The sequence below is a fragment of the Nioella aestuarii genome, from assembly GCF_050896395.1.
GTDB lineage: Bacteria > Pseudomonadota > Alphaproteobacteria > Rhodobacterales > Rhodobacteraceae > Nioella > Nioella aestuarii.
In genome coordinates this window covers 139,685-163,431 of the sequence record NZ_JBPBBA010000002.1, presented here as the reverse complement: position 1 = coordinate 163,431, position 23,747 = coordinate 139,685, and the positions used below count along the sequence as shown (strand labels likewise).

The 23,747-nt window shown below is 56.6% G+C and carries 21 protein-coding genes; 7 read left to right on the top strand and 14 right to left on the bottom strand.

The features are described 5' to 3' along the window. The first annotated feature begins 11 nt into the window (after nt 1-11). Entirely contained in the window at nt 12-878 is an 867-nt protein-coding gene (locus ACROHD_RS02310) for a hypothetical protein (protein ID WP_432675698.1), read from the top strand. Here the strand turns inward: ACROHD_RS02310 and ACROHD_RS02305 are convergent. Further along, on the bottom strand, nt 875-2,113 hold the full coding sequence (locus tag ACROHD_RS02305; RefSeq protein ID WP_432675696.1) for an NAD(P)/FAD-dependent oxidoreductase: 1,239 nt from the start codon (nt 2,111-2,113) through the stop codon (nt 875-877). The genes ACROHD_RS02310 and ACROHD_RS02305 overlap by 4 nt on opposite strands. Before the next feature lie 217 nt (nt 2,114-2,330). On the opposite strand from ACROHD_RS02305, the gene ACROHD_RS02300 reads away from it, so the two are divergent. Then, complete coding sequence (locus ACROHD_RS02300; protein ID WP_432675694.1) at nt 2,331-2,846, top strand: hypothetical protein; 516 nt, start codon at nt 2,331-2,333, stop codon at nt 2,844-2,846. Between the two features lie 58 nt (nt 2,847-2,904). Here ACROHD_RS02300 and ACROHD_RS02295 read toward each other — a convergent pair whose 3' ends face one another. Beyond that, on the bottom strand, nt 2,905-4,713 hold the full coding sequence (locus ACROHD_RS02295) for a CHASE2 domain-containing protein (protein WP_432675692.1): 1,809 nt from the start codon (nt 4,711-4,713) through the stop codon (nt 2,905-2,907). Further along, nucleotides 4,710-5,219, bottom strand: coding sequence for a FecR domain-containing protein (locus ACROHD_RS02290; RefSeq protein ID WP_432675690.1), 510 nt, complete (start codon nt 5,217-5,219; stop codon nt 4,710-4,712). Before ACROHD_RS02290 ends, ACROHD_RS02295 begins: the two co-directional genes overlap by 4 nt. A gap of 141 nt (nt 5,220-5,360) precedes the next feature. Between ACROHD_RS02290 and ACROHD_RS02285 the strand changes: the two genes are divergently transcribed. Next, nucleotides 5,361-6,089, top strand: coding sequence for a Crp/Fnr family transcriptional regulator (locus ACROHD_RS02285; protein ID WP_432675688.1), 729 nt, complete (start codon nt 5,361-5,363; stop codon nt 6,087-6,089). A 699-nt stretch (nt 6,090-6,788) separates the two neighbouring features. Here ACROHD_RS02285 and ACROHD_RS02280 read toward each other — a convergent pair. The 7 genes from ACROHD_RS02280 to ACROHD_RS02250 all read right to left on the bottom strand — a co-directional run bounded on the left by ACROHD_RS02280 (nt 6,789) and on the right by ACROHD_RS02250 (nt 14,641). Then, a complete protein-coding gene (locus ACROHD_RS02280; RefSeq protein ID WP_432675687.1) occupies nt 6,789-7,664 on the bottom strand; it encodes a lysophospholipid acyltransferase family protein in 876 nt (291 codons plus the stop codon). Nucleotides 7,665-8,044: 380 nt separating this feature from the next. After that, nucleotides 8,045-9,202, bottom strand: a complete 1,158-nt coding sequence (locus ACROHD_RS02275) for an alpha/beta hydrolase (protein ID WP_432675685.1) — start codon at nt 9,200-9,202, stop codon at nt 8,045-8,047. A gap of 925 nt (nt 9,203-10,127) precedes the next feature. Next, on the bottom strand, nt 10,128-10,853 hold the full coding sequence (gene nanR, locus ACROHD_RS02270) for a transcriptional regulator NanR (RefSeq protein WP_432675683.1): 726 nt from the start codon (nt 10,851-10,853) through the stop codon (nt 10,128-10,130). 77 nt (nt 10,854-10,930) lie between these two features. Further along, the gene (locus tag ACROHD_RS02265; RefSeq protein ID WP_432675681.1) at nt 10,931-12,205 is read right to left on the bottom strand and encodes a TRAP transporter large permease; all 1,275 of its coding nucleotides are present in this window, start codon (nt 12,203-12,205) and stop codon (nt 10,931-10,933) included. Beyond that, entirely contained in the window at nt 12,202-12,699 is a 498-nt protein-coding gene (locus ACROHD_RS02260; RefSeq protein ID WP_432675678.1) for a TRAP transporter small permease, read from the bottom strand. Before ACROHD_RS02260 ends, ACROHD_RS02265 begins: the two co-directional genes overlap by 4 nt. Before the next feature lie 79 nt (nt 12,700-12,778). Beyond that, nucleotides 12,779-13,756 (bottom strand): TRAP transporter substrate-binding protein, encoded by a 978-nt coding sequence (locus tag ACROHD_RS02255; protein ID WP_432675676.1) that lies wholly within the window; start codon nt 13,754-13,756, stop codon nt 12,779-12,781. A gap of 54 nt (nt 13,757-13,810) precedes the next feature. Then, entirely contained in the window at nt 13,811-14,641 is an 831-nt protein-coding gene (locus ACROHD_RS02250) for a phosphogluconate dehydrogenase C-terminal domain-containing protein (protein ID WP_432675675.1), read from the bottom strand. Between the two features lie 116 nt (nt 14,642-14,757). Here ACROHD_RS02250 and ACROHD_RS02245 point away from each other — a divergent pair, with 116 nt between their 5' ends. After that, the gene (locus ACROHD_RS02245) at nt 14,758-16,137 is read left to right on the top strand and encodes a four-carbon acid sugar kinase family protein (protein ID WP_432675674.1); all 1,380 of its coding nucleotides are present in this window, start codon (nt 14,758-14,760) and stop codon (nt 16,135-16,137) included. After that, nucleotides 16,134-17,405, top strand: a complete 1,272-nt coding sequence (locus ACROHD_RS02240) for a ribulose-bisphosphate carboxylase large subunit family protein (protein ID WP_432675672.1) — start codon at nt 16,134-16,136, stop codon at nt 17,403-17,405. Before ACROHD_RS02245 ends, ACROHD_RS02240 begins: the two co-directional genes overlap by 4 nt. 555 nt (nt 17,406-17,960) lie before the next feature. Here ACROHD_RS02240 and ACROHD_RS02235 read toward each other — a convergent pair. Beyond that, nucleotides 17,961-18,641, bottom strand: a complete 681-nt coding sequence (locus ACROHD_RS02235) for a DUF6639 family protein (RefSeq protein ID WP_432675671.1) — start codon at nt 18,639-18,641, stop codon at nt 17,961-17,963. Nucleotides 18,642-18,780: 139 nt separating this feature from the next. Between ACROHD_RS02235 and ACROHD_RS02230 the strand changes: the two genes are divergently transcribed. Further along, nucleotides 18,781-19,320 (top strand): YecA/YgfB family protein, encoded by a 540-nt coding sequence (locus tag ACROHD_RS02230; protein ID WP_432675670.1) that lies wholly within the window; start codon nt 18,781-18,783, stop codon nt 19,318-19,320. 583 nt (nt 19,321-19,903) lie between these two features. On the opposite strand, the gene ACROHD_RS02225 is transcribed toward ACROHD_RS02230, so the two are convergent. The 3 genes from ACROHD_RS02225 to ACROHD_RS02215 are packed head-to-tail and all read right to left on the bottom strand — an operon-like array spanning nt 19,904 to nt 22,495. Further along, on the bottom strand, nt 19,904-21,172 hold the full coding sequence (locus ACROHD_RS02225) for an alkyl sulfatase dimerization domain-containing protein (protein WP_432675668.1): 1,269 nt from the start codon (nt 21,170-21,172) through the stop codon (nt 19,904-19,906). A gap of 26 nt (nt 21,173-21,198) precedes the next feature. Continuing rightward, nucleotides 21,199-21,711 (bottom strand): redoxin domain-containing protein, encoded by a 513-nt coding sequence (locus ACROHD_RS02220; RefSeq protein ID WP_432675666.1) that lies wholly within the window; start codon nt 21,709-21,711, stop codon nt 21,199-21,201. A 7-nt stretch (nt 21,712-21,718) separates the two neighbouring features. After that, nucleotides 21,719-22,495: a GntR family transcriptional regulator gene (locus tag ACROHD_RS02215; protein ID WP_432675664.1), complete on the bottom strand. Its 777-nt coding sequence runs from the start codon at nt 22,493-22,495 to the stop codon at nt 21,719-21,721. Nucleotides 22,496-22,700: 205 nt separating this feature from the next. Between ACROHD_RS02215 and ACROHD_RS02210 the strand changes: the two genes are divergently transcribed. Further along, nucleotides 22,701-23,711, top strand: a complete 1,011-nt coding sequence (locus ACROHD_RS02210; protein ID WP_432675662.1) for a TRAP transporter substrate-binding protein — start codon at nt 22,701-22,703, stop codon at nt 23,709-23,711. The last annotated feature ends 36 nt before the right edge of the window (nt 23,712-23,747 follow it).

Genomic DNA, 23,747 nt, shown 5'->3' with positions numbered 1-23,747 from the left:
TAGAGGCGCGGATGTCCGACTACTCCAACCCGACAACGCCGGCGATGCGGTTGCTTTTGACCGTCGCGGCCATTCTCGTTTTGATCATTGGATTGCCTCTCTATTTGGCACCGACACGTACGGATCTGCTTTTTTCGTGGACTGTCAATCCTCCCATGACCGCAGCGTTTCTTGGGAGTGGATACCTCGCGGCCTGCGTAATCGAAATGACCTCGGCCCGAGAGGATAGTTGGTCACGGGCTCGCATCGCTGTACCGGCGGTGCTGATGTTTACCACCATGACCTTGATTGCGACCCTGTTGCATATGGGCAATTTTCACTTTGGACCGGAGTTCCCTCTGATCACGCGCTTCGTGACATATGTTTGGCTGGTGGTGTATGCTGCGGTCCCCGTTGTCATGGCTGTTCTTCTGTTTCTTCAGGTTCGAGTGAGCCGGCCGGATCAAACAGAGCTGGCATTGATGCCTCTTTGGAGCCTCGCTTCGTTCATGATAATGGGTGTCATCCTGTTAGCCGTTGGTTTCGCGCTATTCTTTTACCCCGCCCAAACCAAAGATCTGGTCTGGCCCTGGCCTCTCAGCGCGCTGACTGCGCGGGCAATCGGTGCATGGTGTCTTGGGAATGGTCTTTTGTTTATGCATATCGCCTATGAGAGAGATTTCTGGCGCGTCGAAAACGCTCTGCTTGCGCTGTTTGTCTACGGGATTCTCCTGACCGTCGCCTTTGCGAGACTGGCTGGCGACCTCGCTGCGAGCGGCGAACGGATCATCGACTGGGCTAATCCGGCCCTCTGGGCATATCTCGCATTCGTCCTTGTGATGTTGGCCGCGACCGGTCATGGGTGGTTGCGAGCACGTCGTTCCGGCGCGCAACCCTAATCCGGAAGACAGCCACTATCGTCCCTGGAGTCGAGCTCTTTGATGCGATCTGACTGCAGCGGCTTCTGCCACGGCATCAATGCAAATCGGTCTATTATCTGGTGAAAAGTCCTTCCGGCGGCGTATCCCCTTATCAAGCCTGCACTGATCACCCGGTTTTGCAGGACTTTGAATCCAATTTCTTCCAAGTACCTGTAGAACAACTTGGATACCCATTCGCCACGCCTCAGATCGCGTCGAAGGGGCCGCATCGACGCATTGTACGACTCGCGAGCAGGACGCTGTTGCCGGAGCGCGTTGGCTACTGCAAGTCCCGCCAACTCGCCCGATCTGATCGCGTTGTAGATACCCTCACCCAAAAGGGGCTCGACCATCCCCGCTGCGTCGCCCGCGAACAAAAGCCTTTCCTCGGTTTGTCTGTATGACGCGCCGCCAAAACCCAGTGGGAACCCGACGATACTTTCCACCTGATCAGTTCCCAGTTTCGAACTGGCAAAGTCACGCAACATGTCTTTGCTCAGCCGGACCGTCTCTTGGCTGGTATACAGGCCTACGTTGACGTGATCGGCCTTCGGGAAGACCCAGCCATACCCGAGCCGTGGGCAACCAAAGTTCAGCTCCATTCCCGGTGCAAAAGACAGCTTGCTCCGAGAGATAGTCCCCTCGAGCGCAAAACCACGCGAGAATGCACCGTGGGGAACGGCCAAGCGGCGCATCCGACTATTCGCACCGTCAGCGGCAATTACGTATTGCGTGGAAAGAACTTCGCCCCCATTGATCTCGAGTTGAACTTGCTCGGGATCGAGGGTGAGGCCGCGGAGTTCCTCAATTCTTCGAAGCCGCGCGCCCGCTTTCAGCGCGTGATTCAATAGATGGCGGTCGAAGTCTTCGCGAACGACAAATCCGCAGATGATTCCTTCTGCAGTGAGGGCAACTCCAGTGTTGTTGCCAAGTCCGACGATAATGTGACTTGTCGACCTTTCGACAATGTCCGCGACCGAGAAAGGTAAAAGCGCCAAAGCCTTTGTTGATAGTCCTCCTGCACAAGGCTTGGCCCGTTTTACTGGAGCTCGGTCCAAGATGGTGACATCCACCCCCCTGGATGCTGCCCAGTAGGCAGCCATCGCCCCGGCTGGGCCTGCCCCCACAATGATCAATTCGTGTTTCCCAGATACCAAGTCCTGTTTGACCTTTTCTGGCTTGAGTAATCGGACGGACTCCCATGATAGCCACATTGCAATATTTTCCAAAACCGGAGTGCGGAACTAAACCCGCTTTCCTACTCTCTGAGCCGCGCTACGGAACGCTTGAACAGCAACTAAGAACTCTTTGATGATCTTGGAGGCTGCACAACACCCCATAGGCAAGGTCACGTTGCCGAAGTTGATCTTGGCCCAGAGCGGACCTGCGGGCTGCAAAATACAAGGGTCTGACATTTAGACCCAGCTGAGCATGGCAGACGAAAACAGTCTTGATCAGGCAGGCTGCGCTGTGATGCCTGTCACAGCACGGAGCAGCGGAACGGTGCAAGGTCGAGAGACAATTACATTCAATCAACTCAAAAGGAATGAATACATGCCCCGCAAATTCACGATCTCCGCGCTTCTTCTGTCATTTTTGTGTTCTGCAGCCGCCTTGCCCGCCTTCGCAGATGAATCTGGTAGTGTCACTATGCCAGAAGGGCGTGGCACCATTTTCCATTGGAACCACCCGTGGCCGCCGGGCGCCGAGGTTCGCGATCATCGAACACCGCCCGAAACCGAAGTCATCGTCGTTGATCAGGGTGGGTACAGCTGCGTCCATGGCGTAATCGCCCTAACACGGATGGGTTTGAATTCAATCAACCCGACCGATTGCGTCGGTGCAGTCTACCACTACACCGCTGTCGACGGTTCGTCGTTCTTCCATGCGGCCATGAGTTCGCACAGCGGCGAGATCCGAGTCGAGTTCCGTGGATTGATCAACTGATGTCAAACAGCGAGCACCGGGCATCCTGCGACCATCCTCTCAGGGCGCCCACTGCACTTCACCAGTAAACAACATCCATCGCAGCCTCACGTCCCCGGATCTGCACGCGTTCAACGCCGCTTGGATTCGGTAGTAACTCTCGGTCCGCAAGTGCGACAACCTGAGAGGAGGCCGCAACCTGACCCGAAAGAGATTTTGCGACTTCTAGAAGACGGCTCGCAACGTTTACACAATCCCCGCTCGCCGCGATTTGCTGGTGCATGTCATGCCCTAGTCTGGAAAGCACAATCGGCCCAAAATGGACTCCTACACGTACTCCTAGGTTTTCGTTTTGCCATCGCGGCGAGGACAGCCACTCACCAACCTCATCAACAAGTGCGATCGCCGCAAGAAGGGCGTGTTGAGGAGCAGAGTCTTCCTCATCTGGAATACCGAACCCAACCATCGCTCCATCGCCCATGAAGTCGAGTATCAAGCCGTGGTGCCGGTCGACCTGTTCGGTGAGGATCACGTGAAACTCTTTTAGAAGTTCACGCGTGGAACCGGGGCCAATGCGTTCACTGACGCCAGAATACCCAGAGAGGTCGACAAAAAGGATAACCGCATTCTGTTCAACTGGATGCGCCAGGAAATCCGGATCGCTTGCGATGTGCCCCGCCAGCTTTGGGGACTGGAACCGGCCAAGCTCATCGCCAGCCATGGCGAGCCTATGCGCTTGGCGGCGATCAAGCGTTTGGCCAATCAATAGGTATGCAACGAAGACCGGCAAACTTGCAGCAAGCGGCAGAGAAATGCTCATCCAGTATCCTTGTCCGAAGAAACCAGTTGCGACGGCTATCCAACCAAGCACGCTGAGGATGAAAACCGCAGAGCCTGCTGAGAGGGTGAGCGCTGAAAGAGTTGTAATCGCAATAGCTGAAAGTACTCCGGCGGCGGCGACATCCATCCAACGCACCTCTGTATTGCGAACGAGCCCGGAACCGTCCAGTAAGTTTCCAATACCGGTTGCCAACACCTCGACCCCGGGCAAAACTGGGTCAAAGGGAGTGTGAAAACGATCTCCAATACCAGTAGCGGTTGCTCCAATCAGAACAAATCTTCCCTCAAGTCTTGGATCGGTCGCTCCTTCATCAAAAAGGGTCTCTGCGGATATGGTATCAAATGTCGAGCTTGGGCCGTAGTAGCGGAGCGCAAGGTGCAACCCCAAATCTAGCGCATGCAGCTCTCCCCCGACGTTGGCTCCAGAAGGTCCTATCGGAATGGGTTGCTCTTCGAAAAGGCGAACGGCCTGCAGGGTGAAAGAAGGAAGCAACCCCTGCGATGAACGAAAGACCATGGGAATGTGCCGGGGAGTACCGCCAGGATCACTCGCGATGTTCACCAACCCGAAGTCAGCCTCAGCCAAGAAGATGGGCAATGGGAGTAACAAGCTATCGGGGTGAGGTATCGGAATAGCCCGTGACGAGCTAACTTCGAACTGCGCTGCGCCGGCCAATACGGTTGGGATAATCCCAAGTGCCTGAGCCAAAGCTGCGTCGTGTGTAGACGTACTAAGCAGTAACAGATCCACCCCTATGGCCCTTGCACCGCTGGCGTCGATCCGGCGTACGATGTGAGCTAGCCTGTCGCGAGAAATGGGGTAACCGCCCTCAGCCGTCAACGTTGCGTCGTCTATTGCAACAATGACCACTTCTTCCGGAGGAGGGCGATTTCCGAACAGCTGAATCCGCAAATCAACGAACACGGCCTCGAGACGATCTAGCGGACTCGCGAGACCAAGAACATGGCGGTGCCCCAGAAAAGCTGTCCAAAGAACGGCAGCGACAAAAATGATCGCGATCACCGAAAACGGCCGCGCGGTTTTCATCTGCCAAAACGCTCCAGTAGCGCCTCTACACGGTCATCTGGCCAGCTACGCACCTCAGGCGCCACGGAAGTTCCGAATGTAACTCCCTGGCCATCCAGCACCTCAACTTCTTGCGATCCGTCTGGATTTGCGACGTGAACCCGCCCCTCAATGACAAATACGTCGGTTTGATTTAAATGCGCGTCGACCACATAGGTGGTGCCTCTCACGGAGGCGATGGCAAAAGGTGTTCGTACTTGAAAAGGCCCGTCCTCCGGCGGTACTTCGATGAGCACCGCGCGACCCTCTACATCAATTGACTGAATTTCCAGGAGTTCATGGGGAACAATCCCGCTTAGCTCCTCTAGCGTCTCGGCTTCGATAAAAAGCCCATTGGGGCAGTGATAAACAACCCTCGCAGGATCCTCGGCAGCCTCGACCGAGCATGTCGATTGCTCTTCGGTGTGACCTACCGAAGGTCCCAATGTGCCGATCACTATCACGAACGCCCATTTGACTGCTTGCATTTAGTTTTGATCCTGAATCGCTTTTGTGCGCCAGTTCGGCGACTTGCCAAGTGCCTCCTCTGGGCCCCTTTGTACTCTATCCTTAGAATGCGTGGCACTGCATTATAATTGTTATCTGGTGACTTCCGGTTTGAGTCCCGGATGATCCACGCAGTCAGCCGACCGGGTGCATATGAAGGAGACATGATGGTCAGCCCTCGACGGATTGACAAGGAGAGATTGCTTGGGCGCAGCCAGCTCTTCTCTGGTCTTAGCCCTCAGGTGCTTTCGGATTTGGCGTCTCTCAGTATAACAAAACATGTCTCGGGAGGAGACACGATATTCTCTGAAGGTGACCCTGGACACAGCATGATGGCCATCGCGGAGGGAGCCGTTCGGATCAGCGCCTTTACACCGTCGATGCGGGATGTCGTTCTCGCTGACCTTTCTAAGGGAGACGTTCTCGGAGAGATAGCACTTCTTGATGGCGGGACACGCTCAGCAGCCGCCTTGGCCCTGTCCAACACCGTGTTGATAGTGCTGGAGCGGCGCAAGTTTCTTGACGCAATGCGTCGGCATCCAGAGATAGCAGAACATGTTCTGGGACTGCTCTGCGCGCGCGTGCGCCGTGCTGATGAACGCATGATGGACATGGGGTTCCTGTCACTTCCCGCGCGCTTATCCAAGGTGCTACTCGCAGCGACCGGACCCACATCTTCGGCATCTCAGAAACTGTCTTACTCGCAGAGTGAGCTTGCCGATATGGTAGGGAGTTCGCGCGAGAATTTGAACCGTTGTTTGAAACGATGGCAGGGCGAAGGCTTCGTAAACATCAAGGATGGTTGGATCATCGTCCTGGACAGGGCTGCCTTGGAACGGGAGGGGTCGTAGCCGAGCGGATAATTCAGCAGTTTTTCTGCACTGTGTCGTGCGTCACAGCGTCGGGCGCGTGGCAATGCCAATCTTGAGCCTATGAAAATTAAAGTGATCAAGGACTCAAAAAATGAAACGCTCGACATCCAAGACCTCAAACGCTTCCGATCTCACGGCAATATCATTCGCAGTCAGCCGAGGGATTGCTGCCTCAATCGTCTGCCTGACCATGATTGTTGGGACGGTAGCACAGGCAGATGTGCGAACGCCGATTCCACGCGATCAAGCCAGTGACAACATCCTGTTGTGCCGATCGACCGGGGGCTACATCGTCCGAACACCCAGTGTGGTGGCTTGCTGCAATGACAACGCCAATGGCAGCACCACCTGCGTTGGATGCAGCCCAGACGGACGCCGTTGCGCAACCTATGAGGTAATCTCCGGCGATCGGAGTGATATACGAACCCGCCTTCGTCAAATGGCCGCGGGCGGCGGAGTGGTGGCTCCTGTACCGGGCGCTTCTAGTAGTGGCACGTTTGGAAACCTGCTCCAAGTTGGGCCTGTGTTCATAAGTCGATAAGTAGTCGTCCTTTGCCCTTAGGCCATTGGGCTGTTCACGGCCCATTGCGGCCCTTAGCCGATCGAACCAACGCCGCACCGCAGCTTCCCCAGATCGGCCATTCGTGCGCAGTGCAACATTCCTGAAAGGTGAACTCTCTACGCGCCGTCCCAGCGGCGCAACAACCAGTACCATTGGGCTGGATCGGCGTGGATGCGCGCCGAGAGGCTATCATTGAAGGCCTGGGTCATCGTGTGAGCGTCGGTATGCGGGATCGCCGCCTCGAACGCGACCTCGAAGCGGCTGCCGTCGCCGACGCGCGTGCCGTAGGCCGGAACCATCGGCAGGTCGTATTTCAGCGCGAGCTGCGCGGCGGAGAGCGATGTCATCGCTGGCATGCCCACAAACGGAATCCGCACCCCCTCGGCGTATTTCTCGTCCAGGAGGATCGAGATGATGCCGCCATCGCGCAGATGCCGCACCAGTGCCTTGGTGCCCACCCGGCCGGTGGCCAGGATCGGCTTGCCGCCTGCTTCAATCCCAGCAAGCAGCCGGCGCTGGTAATGGCGATTTGTCTGCGGCTTGTAGACCGCCCCGCTTTCCATGCCACGGGCCTTGAGCACGGCTCGGATCGCCTCCCATTGGCCGAAGTGACCCGAGACGATGATCGCGCCTCTGCCGGCGGCGCGGGCCTTTTCGAGTGCGTCGAGGCCCGGACCAGAGACGGCGAACCGGTCCAACCGGGTCTGAAACTCGGCGTCGTGATAGATCTCGAACAGGGTCTGACCCATGTTGCGGCCCATTTCGCGCCGCAGCAACGCCCGTTCACGGCGAGCCATATCGGGGTAGACACGCAAAACCTCCCGGTCGACCCGGCGCCGGACGATGGGAAACCACCGAACGATCCCGCCGACAGCCGTGCCCAACGCGTGAGAACGCCGCTCAAAGGACCGCCAGCGCGAAGAAAGCAGGGCGGACCACAATGGGATATACCTGACATGATGCCATGCCGATTTGACGGAACGAGTGAGCATGAGCTCTATATGGTCGGTCTCACCACCAAACCCAAGGGGCATCGATTCATGGGATGAAGTGTGGCGGCGGGGCGCGCGGCGGCTTTGCCGAACCGCGGAGCCGCCCGTGGATTGAGCCTCCATTAGGGCGCTCTCGGGTATACTGAGTGGAGCCCGGCAATACCGAGCGACATACGCCAAATTATGTGGTCAGTACCGCTCTGCCGCGCGCAGAAGTCCAGTGGTTATTGCGGTTTGCGGGCGGGTAGCGGACCATCGCTGCGCTATCGTCCAGCGGCAACTATGCGGGACTTTGCTGCCGTTAGCCGCACAGGTTCGAAGGTCAGCTTGCAGTTTTCCGATAGTATCCTGATGACTTGGGGCTGACTTGATTAGGACAGCTATCCGTCCAAGAACAATCCAACTTCATGCATCATCTGGGCCCAGGTTTCCTCTTGAGGAAGAGGAACATGATTCCTGCTTTCCAGCGAAACGTATCTTGCGCCTGGGATTTCACTTGCGAGGATGCGCCCCTGTTCGACGGGCTGCACCGCGTCAGAGATCGCATGAATGACCAGTGTGGGTGTCCTCACTGATTTCAATGACTCTGAGACATCAAACCGGTCGATTATTTTTCTGAGCAGAGCAGCATTTTCCGGCGATACTGTTTCGGTTTGCATCTTTACAAAGCTGGCCAACTGCGCAGGTGTAGCATCCGGCATGAACAGTGTTGAGAACGCATTAACAAACGGACTGTCCGCCTTGCCCCAGCCCGCCCGGATTAGGCCCAAAATCGTTTCTTCATCGATGTCGCCCTGCGCCGCTTCGCGCACTGCACGTCCCTTTGCATACCCGCCATACAAAACCAAGCCAGTGACCCGCTCGGGATATCTTTGAGCGAAACGGATGGCCACTGGGACAGCCTGCGACGCCGCAAAGATAGGGAAACTATCCAAATTGTTCGCGTCGGCAACGGCCCTTAGATCATCGGCAAAAGCGTCCAGGTCCGCACCCTCAAGCTCGCGAGAAGACAGACCAGTGCCTCTCTGATCATAACGGTAAAGTGTGTTTCTACTATCGAGGGTTTCGATCAATGGCCTCCATACGAGACTGTGCCAATCGAGTTCCAAGTGCGAAAGCCAATGGGCGACCCTAACCAGTGGCGGGCCATCACCGCTCTTAGAGAACGCGATCCTTGCACCGTGGGAGGATCGGGTGAATTGGATGTTTTGCGTATCGGAACGAATGGGTTCTGGTGTTTGCGCGGTCGCTTCGGTTTTCTTCACTTCGACATTCAGCTGAAAACCCCTGCCGTGAACTGTCTTGATAATCGCCTGCGCCCGACCTGTGTCGCCAACCGCCTTTCGAGCGGCGTTGATCCGTGCGCTGATCGTCGCGTCGGACACGCTCAACCCGTGCCAAACGATTTCAACAAGGTCGTCTTTGGTCGCCAACCGGCCCATCTTTTCGACTAGGGCCAATATCAAGTCAAACACCTGCGGTTCGAGGTGAATTGACAACTCATCACGCAGAAACAGGTGCTTGTCAGGGTCGATCAAGCAATTTGCAAATCTATATGCCATGGCACATTGAACGGCTATTGGGCGGCGATACTCAAGGACTTTTGGCCCAAGCAGGGTAGAAATACTGAAATGACAAGGAATTCTAAAGAGCGTCTTCAAGTTATAGCGCGGTCATTCTGGTCCATTGGTTGTAGAAACAAAGAGGAGTTCTCACCGTGCAACCGTATGAAACACCAGAGATCAAGCGCCGCCCAGATGGGTCAATCGATACTGCGCACTACATGAAAATCGGACGTCAGGAACGTGCGGATCAGGCCCGCACATTGGCCAAGATGGCAGCGCCAAAGCGCAGGAAATTCTCATTGCAGTCTTGGTTCATCAGGGCATTGGAAACCTGAATTGACCTTTCTCACAGGACGTTGATCTAAGAATCTGACCAGTGCTCTATTTTCAAATCGACCATAGCCCCGGAGAATTTGACTAAAACTCATCGTCAAGAGAATGATAGCCGACTTTCGCGGCGTTGCAGCATCATGGTAAGTTGGGCTCCAAGCCGACTTGCGGCGGCGCAGCACACCGCCTCGGATGGGTTACGCCCGCGCAGAAACGAACGGCCCTTAGCCGACCTTAAAGTTCGTCACTGCGATCGACTGCTCTGAGACCCTTGGCAGATTTTCCAATGGACTGGCCAACACGGGTTGTTACTGTCAACACACAAGCCTGTAGAAGGACACTGGCCATGCACCCTACTGAGAAGGTCGTCCGGCAATTCCACGAGTCTTGGGACATGTGCGATCCCGAACGAGGGGTGGCCGTAATTGCGGATGACTGCCAGTTCGAGGACGTCGCCCGAGGCGAGAGCCAGATTGGGCCCGACGGATATAGAATGGACAAAAGAGCCCTTCGGCTACCCTCAAATTTGCTGTGTACCGGTGTGGTAGGCGGAAAAAGAGAGGTTCGCTCAACTGGCTTCGTAAAGCGGATCAGATCGTCCGAGGTGATCGCCCATCATGGTTACTGCGGCTGAAACATCATGGGATTCGAGCAAATCCACAATTTTGCTATGCTCAAGCAGGGTCGTGTTTTCGCGGCCAGACCAGTGCAAGACAGGTTTGTAGTACTCTGACAGCCACGACAGCATCGCTTGTGTTACGGCCTGGATCAGGGGGTTTCCTGTCATCCGGGCAATCGCCACATGAAACGCAATGTCCGCCTCGATGAAGGCCCGTTCCTGACCCAACTTGCTGCGCTGTGCCTCAACCAACTCGCGCAGTTCGACAATCTCCTCGGCCGTACAGGACTGGGCGGTGATCTGGACGGAGCCTGCTTCAAGGATCTTTCGCAGTTGCTTGAGATTTTCGATGTTCGAGGGCTCTGTCGACAGCAACAGTTTCGCGATGTCATTCACCTGATCGAAAGCAATCCCAGGGGTCAGTTTGTTAACCTTGCTGCGTTCCCCGTGGGAAATCGAGATCAATCCTTTGTTGGCCATGGATTGCAGAGCTTCGCGCACGGCTGGACGGCCAACGCCAAACCGCTCCATCAAGGCGCGCTCGGACGGCATTGTATCACCAGGCGACAATTCTCCTGTCTGGATCATCGTCCAAAGCCTTTCAAAGACCTGATCGGACAGTTTCTTTCGTACAATCGGGGCGTCCGTGCCGGGAAACTTTGTTTCTGCGGTCATGTCTTAGCAACTTTCGATTTAGTTCGAACCCATCATTGCACATGTATGATATGTTGACCAGTGAGCAAGCTCATCGATTACTGCATGGCATCCCTCAGAAACAGAGATATTTGTGGCACGTAAGTGATGATCATCAATGCGGTGATCATCGTCAGCACCGGGATGACAAGCGTCTTGAACATCCGTTGCACCGGAATGTCAGCTACTTGAGCTGCGGCGAACAGGTTCACCCCCAAAGGCGGGGTAAACATGCCCAAGGCCAGGTTCACAACGATGACAATCCCAAAGTGGACCGGGTCGATCCCAAAGGCAATTGCTACCGGGGTCAGGATCGGCGCCAGCACCAAGATCGCTGCCGATGTCTCGATGAACATTCCGATGAAGAACAACAATGCGTTGATCGCAAGCAGAAAGGTCCATGCGTGGTTGAAGGTATCCTGCGCCCATGAGCCGACCGCGCTTGGCATCCCGGACAGGCTTATCAAAAAGCTAAAAAGCGAAGCCGCCGCGATAATCAGCATGACCGCTCCTGATGAAACCGCTGCGCTTTTGAAAAGCTCGGGCAGGTCGCTTAGCTTCATCTCCTTGTAGACCACCAGACCCAAAAACAGCGCATACACGACTGCAACCGCAGCGGCTTCTGTCGGCGTAAAGATGCCTCCGTAGATGCCACCAAGGATAATCACAGGCATCATCAGGGCCCAGAAGGCGCTGAAGAAGGACCCAATGATTGGCTTCTTGTCGTCGCCGTCTTGTTTTCCGTAGCCTTTTGCCCGGCACCAGATTTGCACCATAACGATTAGAGCCGTCGCAACAAGAAGACCGGGACCGATGCCGGCGATGAACAGTTGAGTGATCGAGGTCTGGGTGGAGACCGCATAGAGGATGAGCGGTACAGAGGGTGGGATGATCACTCCAAGCTCGGAAGATGACGCCTGAATTGAAGCTGCCATGTTGACTGGATAGCCGTGCCTGATCATGGCAGGGATCAGGATGGAGCCTATCGCAAACGTCGTGGCGACTGACGATCCAGAAATCGCGGCGAAAACCATACAGGCGACCACGCATGTGCTTGCCAATCCACCTTGCGTGCCACCCACAATGGACTTCGCAAAATCTACGAGGCGATGCGATACGCCGCCTTTGGTCATCAGGTTACCCGCGAGGATGAAGAACGGCACCGCCATCAATGGAAAACTGTCGAGACCGGTGAACATCTTTTGCGGCACAACCAAAAGCGGCAGATTCGAAAAGAATACGATGCCAAAGATCGAGGCCAGCGCGATGGAGATCGCCACAGGAATTGTGATGGCAAAAAAGAAGATCAGGGAAAGGGCAAGCGCGCCGTTCATTCTGTCACCTCGCCAGATTTTAGGTGGCCGTGTTCAGCATCGAGATGGGCAAGAAACAGGCCAGGCAGTGCCAAGAGCGCGCCCATCGGGATCGACGCATAGAACCATGCGACCGACACATTAAGCATCGCGACCTGCTGGTTCATGACTCGCTGGGTCATCTTGTAGCCGTACCAGATGAGAATAAAGAGGAACACAGCCGTCGCGGCGGTGACGACCCGGATGATCCAGATCTGTGTGTTCTCGGGCAGCAAGCTGCGCAGCACATCGATTGGGATCATTTTGCCGGTCCGAATTGCGGGGCCCATGATAAGGAAAACACCCCATACGATGACGGCACGCGCCAGAACCTCTGACCAAACCGCCGCATCGTTCAGCACAAAGCGTGTTAGCACCTGATAAAAGACCAAAGCGGCAGCGACAGCCAACAGCGCTGCTGCGAGTCCGTGTGTGGTGCGGATGATTGCTTCCGAAATGCGGACCAAATAGGCCATGCTCCCCTCCCTCAGGAAAACGGGCGCCATCCGATACGTCGGACAGCGCCCACACGTGTTCTAGGTTGTCTGAGGACGTTTACTGTGCAGCCTGGATTTGTGCGATCAGGTCAGCAACACCCATTTGTTCGGCGAACTGCTCATAGGCAGGCTGAACAGCTGCTGCAAAAGCGGCTGTGTCGACCTCCTCAATAACTTCCATGCTATTTTCACGAAGAAGTGCCACACCGTTTGCTTCGTTCTCGGCCACGGTGGCGCGGGTTGCGGCAGCGGCAGCTTGTGCAGCTTCTACGAACCAGCCCTGCTGTTCTTCGTTCAGACCATCCCAGCGAACTTCCGACATCACGACGACGGCGGGCGAATAAACGTGCTGGGTCAGGGTCACGTAGTCCTGGATCTCCCACATATTATTTGCCACCAACACCGGAATAGGGTTCTCCTGTCCGTCGATTGTTCCCTGAGCCAGTGAGGTCAGAACCTCTGTCCAGCTCATTGGTGTGGGATTTGCACCAGCCGCCTCAAAGGCGGCAATATGCACCGCGTTCTCCATTGTGCGCAGCTTCAGACCTTCAAGGTCCTCAGGCCCATTGATCGGGCGGAGGCTGTTTGTGATGTTGCGAAAGCCGTTCTCACCCCAAGCCAATCCAACAAGGTCGTGTTCCCGGAACTCATCCAACAAACCCTGACCGATGGGGCCATCCAACACTTCATGGGCAGACTCGTAGCTGTTGAACAGGAACGGGAAGTCCAGCGCATAGATATGAGGAACGAAGTTGCCGATCGGCCCGGTTGAAGAGATTGCCAGATCGACAGTACCGATTTGCAGGCCCTCAATCACGTCGCGCTCGCCTCCCAAGGCACCTGCCGGGCGCAGATTGATGGTTATCGTGCCGCCTGAGAGTTCAGCCATGGCTTCGGCGAAAGCCCTGCCACCATCTCCGTAATGAGACTCGAGAGGCGGGGTAAAGGCCAGATTGAATTCCTGCGCCATCGTCGTGCCTGCGGTAAGGCTTGCAACCATGGCTGCCCCTGTCAGGGCTTTGTTGATCATACGCATTTGGTTTCCTCCCTTTCGCGTTTTCTAATCGAGCAGTCGCCCGAAAGCTGTGGATCAGGTGATCCGCTCGACGCTTGCTGCGATTTCGTCATCATCGAAACAGCGCAGCCAGTCGTCTTTCATCAGGACCGGAATCCCGAATTCGATTGCCTTGTTGGCCGCATCCGAGAACACGCCCTGATGCTGGTCGAACATGACCGCACCCATGATATTCATGTGACCAAGCAGAAAGTCGCGGGCGCAGTCGTAGGGCACGCCCTTCTTGACGACCTCGTCCATCGCCATCCGCAACACCTTCATGAGTGAGCCGTTGACGGTTTCGGACAATCCCGGCTCCAGCAGTGCAAATTGCTTGAGCGTGACGCGATGCGACCGCGCGACCGGGGCGTAGATCGCCTTACCAACCCGCTCTCCTAGCGCATAGTCGGTCTCTGGACCCTGTACGAGGACGTTGACGATTCCCTGCTCGGCCGCGATGCCGCCAAAATAGTCGCGTCGGCCTTCTGGTGTCTTTTCGTCGTTCCAGATGGGCGGATGACAGGGGTGAGACATGAAGTAGGTGACATCTTGCCGGTCCGGCAGATGCCCCGCAAATGGCGCCGCCCCATCCAGCACAAAGATCATCGCACCGGGTTTTACCTTGTCAATGATGCCGTGCGAAACCTTCCCGATCACCGTATCGGGCACCGCAAGCACGATGATGTCCGCACCCTCCAACGCCGCATCCGCGTCCACGCAGTCAACGCCATAGACTTCACGAACAGCTGCCCGGCCAGCCTCAGAGACTTCGACATGCATGGATTGGAACTCATCGGTCTTGGCAAGGTTTGCGCCAAGACGCATCCCCATTTTCCCACCTGCGCCGAACAAGGCCAGCTTCGTCATGTCTTCCCCTCCCAAGGTCTCGCGTCGAGTGCGAGTTTGATTTGACAACTGGTATGATCAGTAACTAAGTATGTGAGCATGTCAACTTATTTCTTCTGATCAGAGGTCACCGCCCGATGACGCAACAAAACAATGCACTGCCTGCAGGGCCGCTGGTGGCGTGGTATGCGGATGACTTCACAGGCGCTGCTGCGGTGATGGAGGTTCTGACCTTCGCAGGTCTTGAGGCGATGCTGTTTCTGGAGCCGCCTAGCGATGCGCAATTGGCCCGCTATCCTGATTTGAAAGGGATCGGTGTTGCCTCAACCGCGCGGGCGCAATCGCCGGAGTGGATGGACGGTGAACTGCCCGACATCTTTGCCCGCCTCGCAGCGCTGAATCCGGCTCTCCTGCACTACAAAGTCTGCTCTACCTTGGATTCTTCACCGAGTGTGGGCTCCATAGGTCGTGCGATTGAAATCGCCGCAGCACAGTTTGCGCCCGCTGCCGTGCCTGTCCTCGTCGCCGCACCTCAAATGCGCCGCTACCAATCTTTCGGCCATTTGTTCGCAGGCTTTGAAAAAGCGGTCTATCGGTTGGACCGCCATCCTGTGATGTCCCGCCATCCGGTCACCCCGATGAGTGAATCCGACGTAGCCAAACACATCGCCCTACAGTCGGACAAACTGGACGCTTGGTGCCTGTCAATCGAGGACATGTCCCAAGGCGCAACCCTGCCCTCCCGACAACCCACGCCCGACCGGATAGCGGCGATCACGCTTGATTCGGTCGATGCAAAGACAGAATCAAGCGCTGGCCGTCTGATCTGGGACGCACGCGATGCCAACCCGTTTGTTGTAGGTTCTCAAGGAGTGGAATACGCGCTTGTCCGTCACTGGCGTGAGACCGGTGCAATCGCGGATCGCCCCGCACCCGGAGGGATCGGGGAAGCTGAGGGGATGGTTGTCGTCTCTGGATCAGTTTCGCCAACGACTGCCGATCAGATCGATTGGGCCAAAGACAATGGCTTCGAAAGCATAGCGTTCGATGCAACTTTCTCATGCGGAACCGCAATGGATTTGGATCACGAGGTAGATAGATGTATCGCGGCCTGCCTTGATGCGCTGTCGCAGGGCCGCGATCCGCTGGTGCATACAGCCGAGGGTCCTGATGATCCGGCAGTCGCGGCTTTCAGGCAAACTGTCACGCAAAGCCCTCTATCCATGGTTGAGGCCAACCAACGCATTGGAGAGGCGCTAGGCCGCATCCTGCAGCAAAGTCTGGCCCGAAGCGGCATAAGACGGGCCGTCGTTTCGGGCGGTGATACGTCCGGACACGCGACTCGACAGCTTGGGATTTTCGCCTTGTCTGCGCTGGCCCCCACGATCCCTGGTGCCGCGTTGTTCCGCGCACATGCGGACGGCCCGATGGACGGATTGGAATTGGCACTTAAGGGCGGCCAGATGGGCAGCCACGATTACTTCGGTTGGATCCGAAGCGGAGGAGGAACACGATGAACCGGATTACAGCAACATATGACATTGAGTCGCCTGTAGGCGTTGCTCGCGCGGCCGAGGTGTTGGCCGGTGAGCAATCGACCGGGACATTTACGCGACTGGCGGCGGAAACAGATGAGTTGCGAGAACGCTCGGCCGCACGAATCGAAGACATCCAGATCACCGGCTCCTCTGCAACGCCATCTTTGCCGTGCCGCAAAACCGGCACAAGCTACGAGCGCGGAACCGTGAAAATCAGCTGGTCGCTGAACAATTTTGGGACATCCTTACCGACGCTTTTGTCGACGCTGGCCGGCAACCTGTTCGAGTTGGCAGAGCTTTCAGCAATCCGCCTTGTGGATATGCACCTTCCAAGTGCCTTTGCGATGGACCATCCCGGTCCGCAGTTCGGGTCTCAAGGCACCCGTGACTTTATGGAGGGGCACACAGGGCCAGTAATCGGAACCATCATCAAACCCAGTGTCGGGATGAACCCTTCAGAGACGGCCGCGCTCGTGCACACACTTGTGGAGGCTGGGATCGACTTCATCAAGGATGACGAATTGCAGGCTAACGGGCCGCATTGCCCCTTCGAAGAACGCGTCGCAGCCGTCAGCCGTGTTCTCGACGCCCATGCCGATAAAACCGGGAAGCGGGTGATGTATGCTTTCAACATGACCGACGAGGTCGAGCAGATGTGGCGCAATCTGGACATCCTGGAGAAGCATGGCGGCACATGTGCCATGGTCTGCATGAGTTCCGCCGGTTTGACCGGATTGCGCGCTGTGCGAGACCGCTCATCCATGACAATCCACGGCCACCGAGCGGGCTGGGGCCTCTATTCACGGTCGCCCGACATCGGGATCAGCTTTCCTGTGATGCAAAAGCTATGGCGCCTTGCGGGCGCAGACCATCTTCATGTGAATGGCCTGGCAAACAAGTTCACCGAAGAGGACAGCGTCATCGCTCAATCCGCAACCTCGGTTCAGACGCCCGTCTGTGACGAGGGACCCGCTCACCTTGCGATGCCAGTCTATTCATCTGGCCAAACCATTTGGCAGATTGAGCCCGCACGTGGTTTGCTCGGGAACGATGACTTCATTTTCTGTGCAGGTGGCGGGATCATGAGTCACCCGGCAGGCGCAGGCGCAGGCGTCATAGCCCTGCGCCAAGCGGCAGAGGCCGCGCGCAGTGGGGTCGCTATTCAAGACTTCGCTGCCCAGCATTCCGAACTGAAGGCTGCCCTCGAAACTTTCAAGCGGCCAGTCATCTCTGTGGGGAGAGCTTGATACCACTTCTGAACGTTACTCTCAGTACGTCGTGGGCGCTGCCGAGCATTGCAGAATAGGAAATGCACGTGGAATGGCCAAGTTACCGCAGTGGGTTGCCGACCCGCGCGGCAACTCGACGCAAAGAGCCACGATGCACCGGCAAGACATCTCTTCTGCGATCAACAGACCAACCTGAACTTGCAGCCTGCAATGTCTGTTATGCTGAAGTGCTCGTGAACGTATCGCGCCCGCAGCGAATGACCGCTCTCCGCCCTGCCAAACATGCCCCCAAGGCTGCTTTGATCTGTATTCACAGCTTTCGCATCAGTTTTGATGGTGCGAAGGGTGGCTTCTGTGATTGCTCAGAGGGATGGAACCGGACTGCTAAAACAGCCCGGCTTCCATGCCCATTGTATGTTTGGCGCGGATTTCGCCACGGCGAGATGAATCACTTATCACAAAACGAGTTGTGGAAATTTCTACGAGCGTGCTGTCAGGATAGGGAGGTCTCGGCTGAAGGGCCACTAAACAGAGAAGCCCTAAATCTCTAAGCTGATCTGTAGCTAGAGACGTTCACGGTCCAGTATATCGTTCGCGGTCCAGTATAATGTCCCCATCGGTTATTAGGCCGATGTAGCCGCATGGGTCTTCCCGCTGCTGTAAGTGTGCCCAGGCTCTCTGTACGAACAAGTCCGGTGCCATGAACAAAATTGCTGCTGAGATTTGATCACGCGATACGGTTTCTCCTGTTTCACCCTGCGCTGCGAACTGAGCTTGCTGGTCGGGCGACAGGAACATCACCTGCATGTTGTAAGCTACGTATTCATCAGAGGCTATGCAGCTTTCAATTGGGCAATTGAGCGTATCGAAACCGGCATGGGCAAGCTCATGTACAACGATACTACGAAAGTAGTCTTCTGCCGTGAGAAACGCAAAAGCGCTCTCTGGGTTGCGATGGGTTTCAAGATGCTCCGGGCTCAGGACATCGATCCTACTCTCTCCACAGTGGAAGACACCGAGGCACCCTTCAGGCAGTTCATCGACCACTTCGATATGCAACGGAGGTCTAAAGGCGGGAACATTGCAGCGCTCAAAAAGCTCCACTGCCTCCGACGCGCTCTCGCAAATCAATGTTTCTAAGGCGTCTGTCGGCGCTGAGACAACAAGGCCAAGGTCGGCGCATTGGTCCCCTTGCGCTGCAGAAGCGCCAACAATGCCTATCGATGCTATAAGAATGCGACCAGTGTTCTTCATAAGTATCCTACGCTTCTTCGGTTGCCATGGTAGATTGGACATACGCATCCGGTTCAGGATTTAGTCTTCAAGCTGGTCACTGGTCATTTGCTGGGTCATGTTGGCACCGTGCCGCACAGAACACTGGATTTCCACCTCCATGACCCTTGAAGACCTAGACACCTACCTGTCCTCAGATGAAAGCCCTGAGAACTGTATGATGCTCTCTGACCTTGATGGGTTCATGCATGGGATTGCCTGTTCACCTGTCCTGATCTCGGCAGAAGAATGGGTGTCTGTTGCCCTAGGAGGTGATCCCAACGACGTGCCCGCTTGGGTGCTTAAGATGATCACCATGCTCTACGTCGATATCGTGGAAGGCCTATGCAGTGACCCGCCTGAAGTGGAACCTATCTTCTGGGAAGCAAAGGAAGGCCATGTGATCGCTATGGACTGGTGTGAAGGGTTTATGGATGCCGTGGCCCTACGCCCCAAAGAGTGGTTGAGGCTCACAGAGAGCGGAACACATGGCTTTCTGATGACCCCTATCCTGTGCCACCTGATCGACGAGAACGGCAATTCTGTGTTGGGTATTCCTCAAGAGAAGCTGGATGAAAGCCTTGCTCTAGCTGCGCAGGACATACCGTCGGCAATCGTGGGCATTCATCAGTTCTGGGGGCAGAACACGAAGACAGAGTAACCAAGCCGAGTCTTGAAGTTTTCGGCCCAAAGCCGCCTTCCGCTTCATGGCTGTGCGCTGCGGTGCGGCTTCACCAGACCGGCCTTTGGTGCATCGTGCAGCATTTTCGAGGGGTGGAGGTCACCAGTGCGGACATTTCCGACCTTGGATTTTTCAACTTCGCCAATGCAGCATCCCTTCGCTGGCGCCGCGTCGAATTCGCCGCGTGCATGACGGACGACCAAGGCGCGGGACAAAGCCGCCGCACGCTGCGGCCAACAGAAAACAATGACAGCCGAAGGACAGACAGCCTCTGGGACACCATAAAACTGCGCACATACTCCGCTATCCAACTGGCCCCAATAGGCGAGGTTTTCTGTGCAATTGGTGACCTGTCGGGAGCGTTGGATAGCTCTACTGTTTCTGGATTGGGTGTTTCGAGTTTGTGTTGTCGATGCGGGAAACGGGCGCGAAGCTAGCCAGAGAGAGATCCATCGGGACGTGTCGCTTTCACATCGAAAGACGCGCCCTGTGTTGGTCGAAACTCAATCCGGCGACGCGGATCCTGCGGCTCAACATCGTCGACACAGGACGCGGGGCCTGCCTACTCCGTCAATTCGCGCGCGGATAGAAGGTAGTAGTTTCGCGTCGGGGCATTGATCGTCTGATCCGCCAAACCACGCAACGCGGTTGCCTTGATCTGTCGCGCCGCAGCGGAGCATTCATCCGCGGCAATCAAACGGTCTGCCAGTTCCATTGCCCATTGGAAATCCCCGCCTTCGACGGCATCCTCGGCAGCAGAGAGCACATGCTTGGCCCCGCCCGCCAGAGACAAGAACTTGCCCGCCTCCACGCTCGGTGGCAATTGGCCCAGGCTGGTGGGATTGCCGTCGAACCACCCGAGCTTTCCCGCGAAATACGCCCGCGAGGCATAGGCGACGGTGCCGTAAAACTCCTGTAGATAGGGTTTCGCGGCGAGTTCCTCGGGAAGTTTCAGTCCGGCGGCAATTGTAACAGGGTCAAGGCCCGCGTTGATGCCCTTCACCGTCTCGGCGACGACATGGCGGATCGCGTCACGATAGTCGGTCAGTGCCGTCGCAATTGCTGCCGCTCCGCGTATCGGATTTGTGTGACCTGGGGCGAGGATCTCAGGCTTGTAGGCCAGTAGCTGATCCATGGTGTCCGCCCAGGATTCGAAGTCCCGATAGGGAGTGCCGCGAATGGCATAGAGGTTGGGGAACGCGTGGTAGAAATTGTCACCGCTGAACAGGATACGGTCTTGGCTGTACCACACGATGAGGTGATCGGGTGTCTCGCCAGGCGCTTTGGCAAGCTTCAGGTCATAGCCCTCGCGTGTGATCACGGTGGTTTCGCCAATACGCAGCGTCGGCTCCAAATAACCGGCGCCCATTCCCTTCATCGGCCGGTCGCCGGGGCCGACACCAAGGCTGACCCGCTCTTCGGGTGAAAGCGAAATGCCGAACTGGCGTTTTGTTCGGGCCATCAGGGCGACATTTGGCACAGGGCGCGATGTATCTACATCCACGAGATCAGAGGCGAAATTATCGGCGGCAATAATCTCTACATCGCGCCCTTCTGCAAAGACGGTCGCGCCAGAGATGTGATCCCGGTGGGAATGTGTGTAGATGATCGTGGTCACCGGAAGCGCAGAGATCTCGCGGAAATCGGAAAGGATGTTTTCGGCTGCTTGTGTCGTTTCGGTCGTATCAATGACGACAATGCCTTCGTTTCCGACCAACAGATGCACGTTGGATGCGGCATAGCCGACCGCCGTATAGACCCCCGGCGCCAACTCGTGGATTCGTTTGGTGAATTGGGCGTTTTGCGCGATCAGATTGGGATGGGCTGCCATAGGTCTCTCCGATCCAAGGGTATCAATCAATCGCCCCCACGCGGGGCGCGATCCGGGTGGTCGTTCAGAAAGTCGATATAGGCGCGCACTTCATCCATGCGGGTGCGAGCAAAAGCGTTGGAGGCGATCCAGGCGGCCTGAATGCGGTTACCCGGCGCGATCAGAAAACTGGCCGGCTCGCAGAAGAGCGGCATCTCGCGGTCGTTGATCCCGGCAGAGATGAAGACGCCAAGTTGCCTGGCGGGTTCAATCGGCATTTCGTAGCCGAGTTGCAGGTTCTCCAACCCATAATCCCGCTGGCTTGTTTCTGCCCGCGCCCTTGTATCGGCGCTAACAGCAACGGGGCTGACACCGACATCCAGGAAACTCGCATGCAATGCATCAAGCGCTTGCAACTGTGCCTTACAATAGGGGCACCACTTGCCGCGATAGATCGTCAGCAGGGCAAAGTAACCCGAGATTCGACCCCGGCTATGCCAGCCTTCGCCGTCCAGCGTGTTGAACTTGAAATCAGGGATGATATCGCCGGTTCGCCGCATCCTGTAACTACTCGGGCTTGTTGTCATTCGCGGCCCACGTCGTGACGTCGATGCCGGAATAGCTGATCAGGTCGGTGACGGTCAGTTCCTCGTTCCGCTTCTCGAACACCTCAATATACTCGACCATCGTGTTAGAGTGCTCGCGCATCATGCCCTCGGCGCGCACGGCATCGCCGCGCTGGATGGCTTCGAAGATGACCTTGTGCTGCGAGTTGCCGAGTTGCAGTCGGAAGAGGCTGCGTTCAACGCCTTCATCGGTTGCCAGAACCTGCCGGTCGAACACCATGGATCCGGCCTCCAGCATCGGTAGGTGGCTGATCTGTTTGCAGGTAAACCCGACGAAATCATTGCCGCAGCCTTCAAGTATCGTCTTGTGAAAAATCGCATTCTGACGTTGCAGCAAGCGAAGCGAGGCATCGTCCATTTTCCCGAGTTTGATCAGCCGGTCGATTTCATCAATCGCGGCTTCAAGGTTGGGGAGTACATTGTCCCGCCCCGGCGATTGCGCCATCAGCCTTGCCGCGAGGCTCTCGAGATGGCCGCGCACCTGAACGGCCTGCAGGATGTCGGCCACTGTCGGGGTTCGAACCAGATACCCTCGGCCTTCACCGCGCCGGATGACACCCTCGCGCTCTAGCAAACGCAGAGCCAGCCGGACGGGAGTTCGAGAGACATTATGTGTCTTGCAGAGCTGCGCCTCCGAAAGGCGCTCACCCTGGCCATACACGCCGTGAATGATGTCATCGCGGATGCGATCGGCGAGTTCTGTGTCGATTGAGTCCATGTTGCCATACACGGCATTTGGGATCCCAAAGTCAAGCATTACCATCCCATTTTGACGTGATTTTCGAGAATTTGCTTGATTTAGGATCCCGTTTAGGTGTTTTCTGACGTCAGTCCGCGGGGATTCGCCCCGCTATTGCCGCGATCGGGAAATTTGGGATCCCAAAATTCTCGTGGCGAACAGAGCCAACCTTAGGGAGGACTTCATGGCTTTCACTCGTCTCACCATGGCAGCCGCACTGGCGGCATCGCTTGGCATTTCCGCGCAAACCGCTGCGGCAGAGGAGTTGTCCGTCGCAACCTTTGTGCCTCCGCAGCACCATACGAACACAATGCTGTTCACCTGGCTGAACGAAGAACTGGAAACCCGCTCCGGCGGTGACCTCAGTCTGCGTGTCTACCCCGCAGGCCAGCTTGGTGCCGGTCCCGTCCAGCAGTACCGCCGCGTAGTGGAGGGTGTGGGCGACATCGTCCTGGGTGTTGCGGCCTACACGCCAACGATCTTCCCGCGCACCATGCTCGCCATTCTGCCCGGCGAGGCCGAAACGTCCGCCGAAGCATCTCAGCGGATCCTGGCCGTCTATGACGACTACCTGGCCGAGGAATTCGAAGACGTGGTGATGCTGGGGATTTCGACCGCCGCCGGGATCGGCATTGCCTCGACCGTAGATCTGTCCACCCTGGCCGGGTTCGAAGGCGCCAAGATCGTGCCCTATGCCGCGCTCACCACGCCTGTAATCGAGGCCATGGGTGCGGTTCCGGTACAGATGCCTGTGACCGAGATGTATACCGGGCTTTCGACTGGAACCATCGACGGGGCCTACGCCACCTACAACAACATGACACCACCGTGGAATTTCTGGGATGTGGCCGACTACTTCGTCGAGAACGTCCCCGTTCAGCACGCTGTGATCTACGTGGCGATGAACCGTGAACGCTATGAGGGCCTGAGTGCCGACCACCGTGCCATCATTGATGAACTTTCAGGAGAGATGATCTCCATGCAGCTCGCCGCCAGCTTCGACGGCGCCGATGCACGCTCTCTGGAACTCATTCATGCGAATACGGAAGGCAACTTCCAGCTTGTGCGGGTGTCCGAGGAAGAGCGCGCCCTGATGGATGCCGCTGTTGCCGAAGGCCTGGAGGCGATCTTCGCCGACTACGAAGCGCGCGGGATCACCGATGCGCGTGAAATCTACGAAGCGCTGAACCAGTGAACTGAAGCGGGCCGGGGATCCCCCGGCCCATTTTCC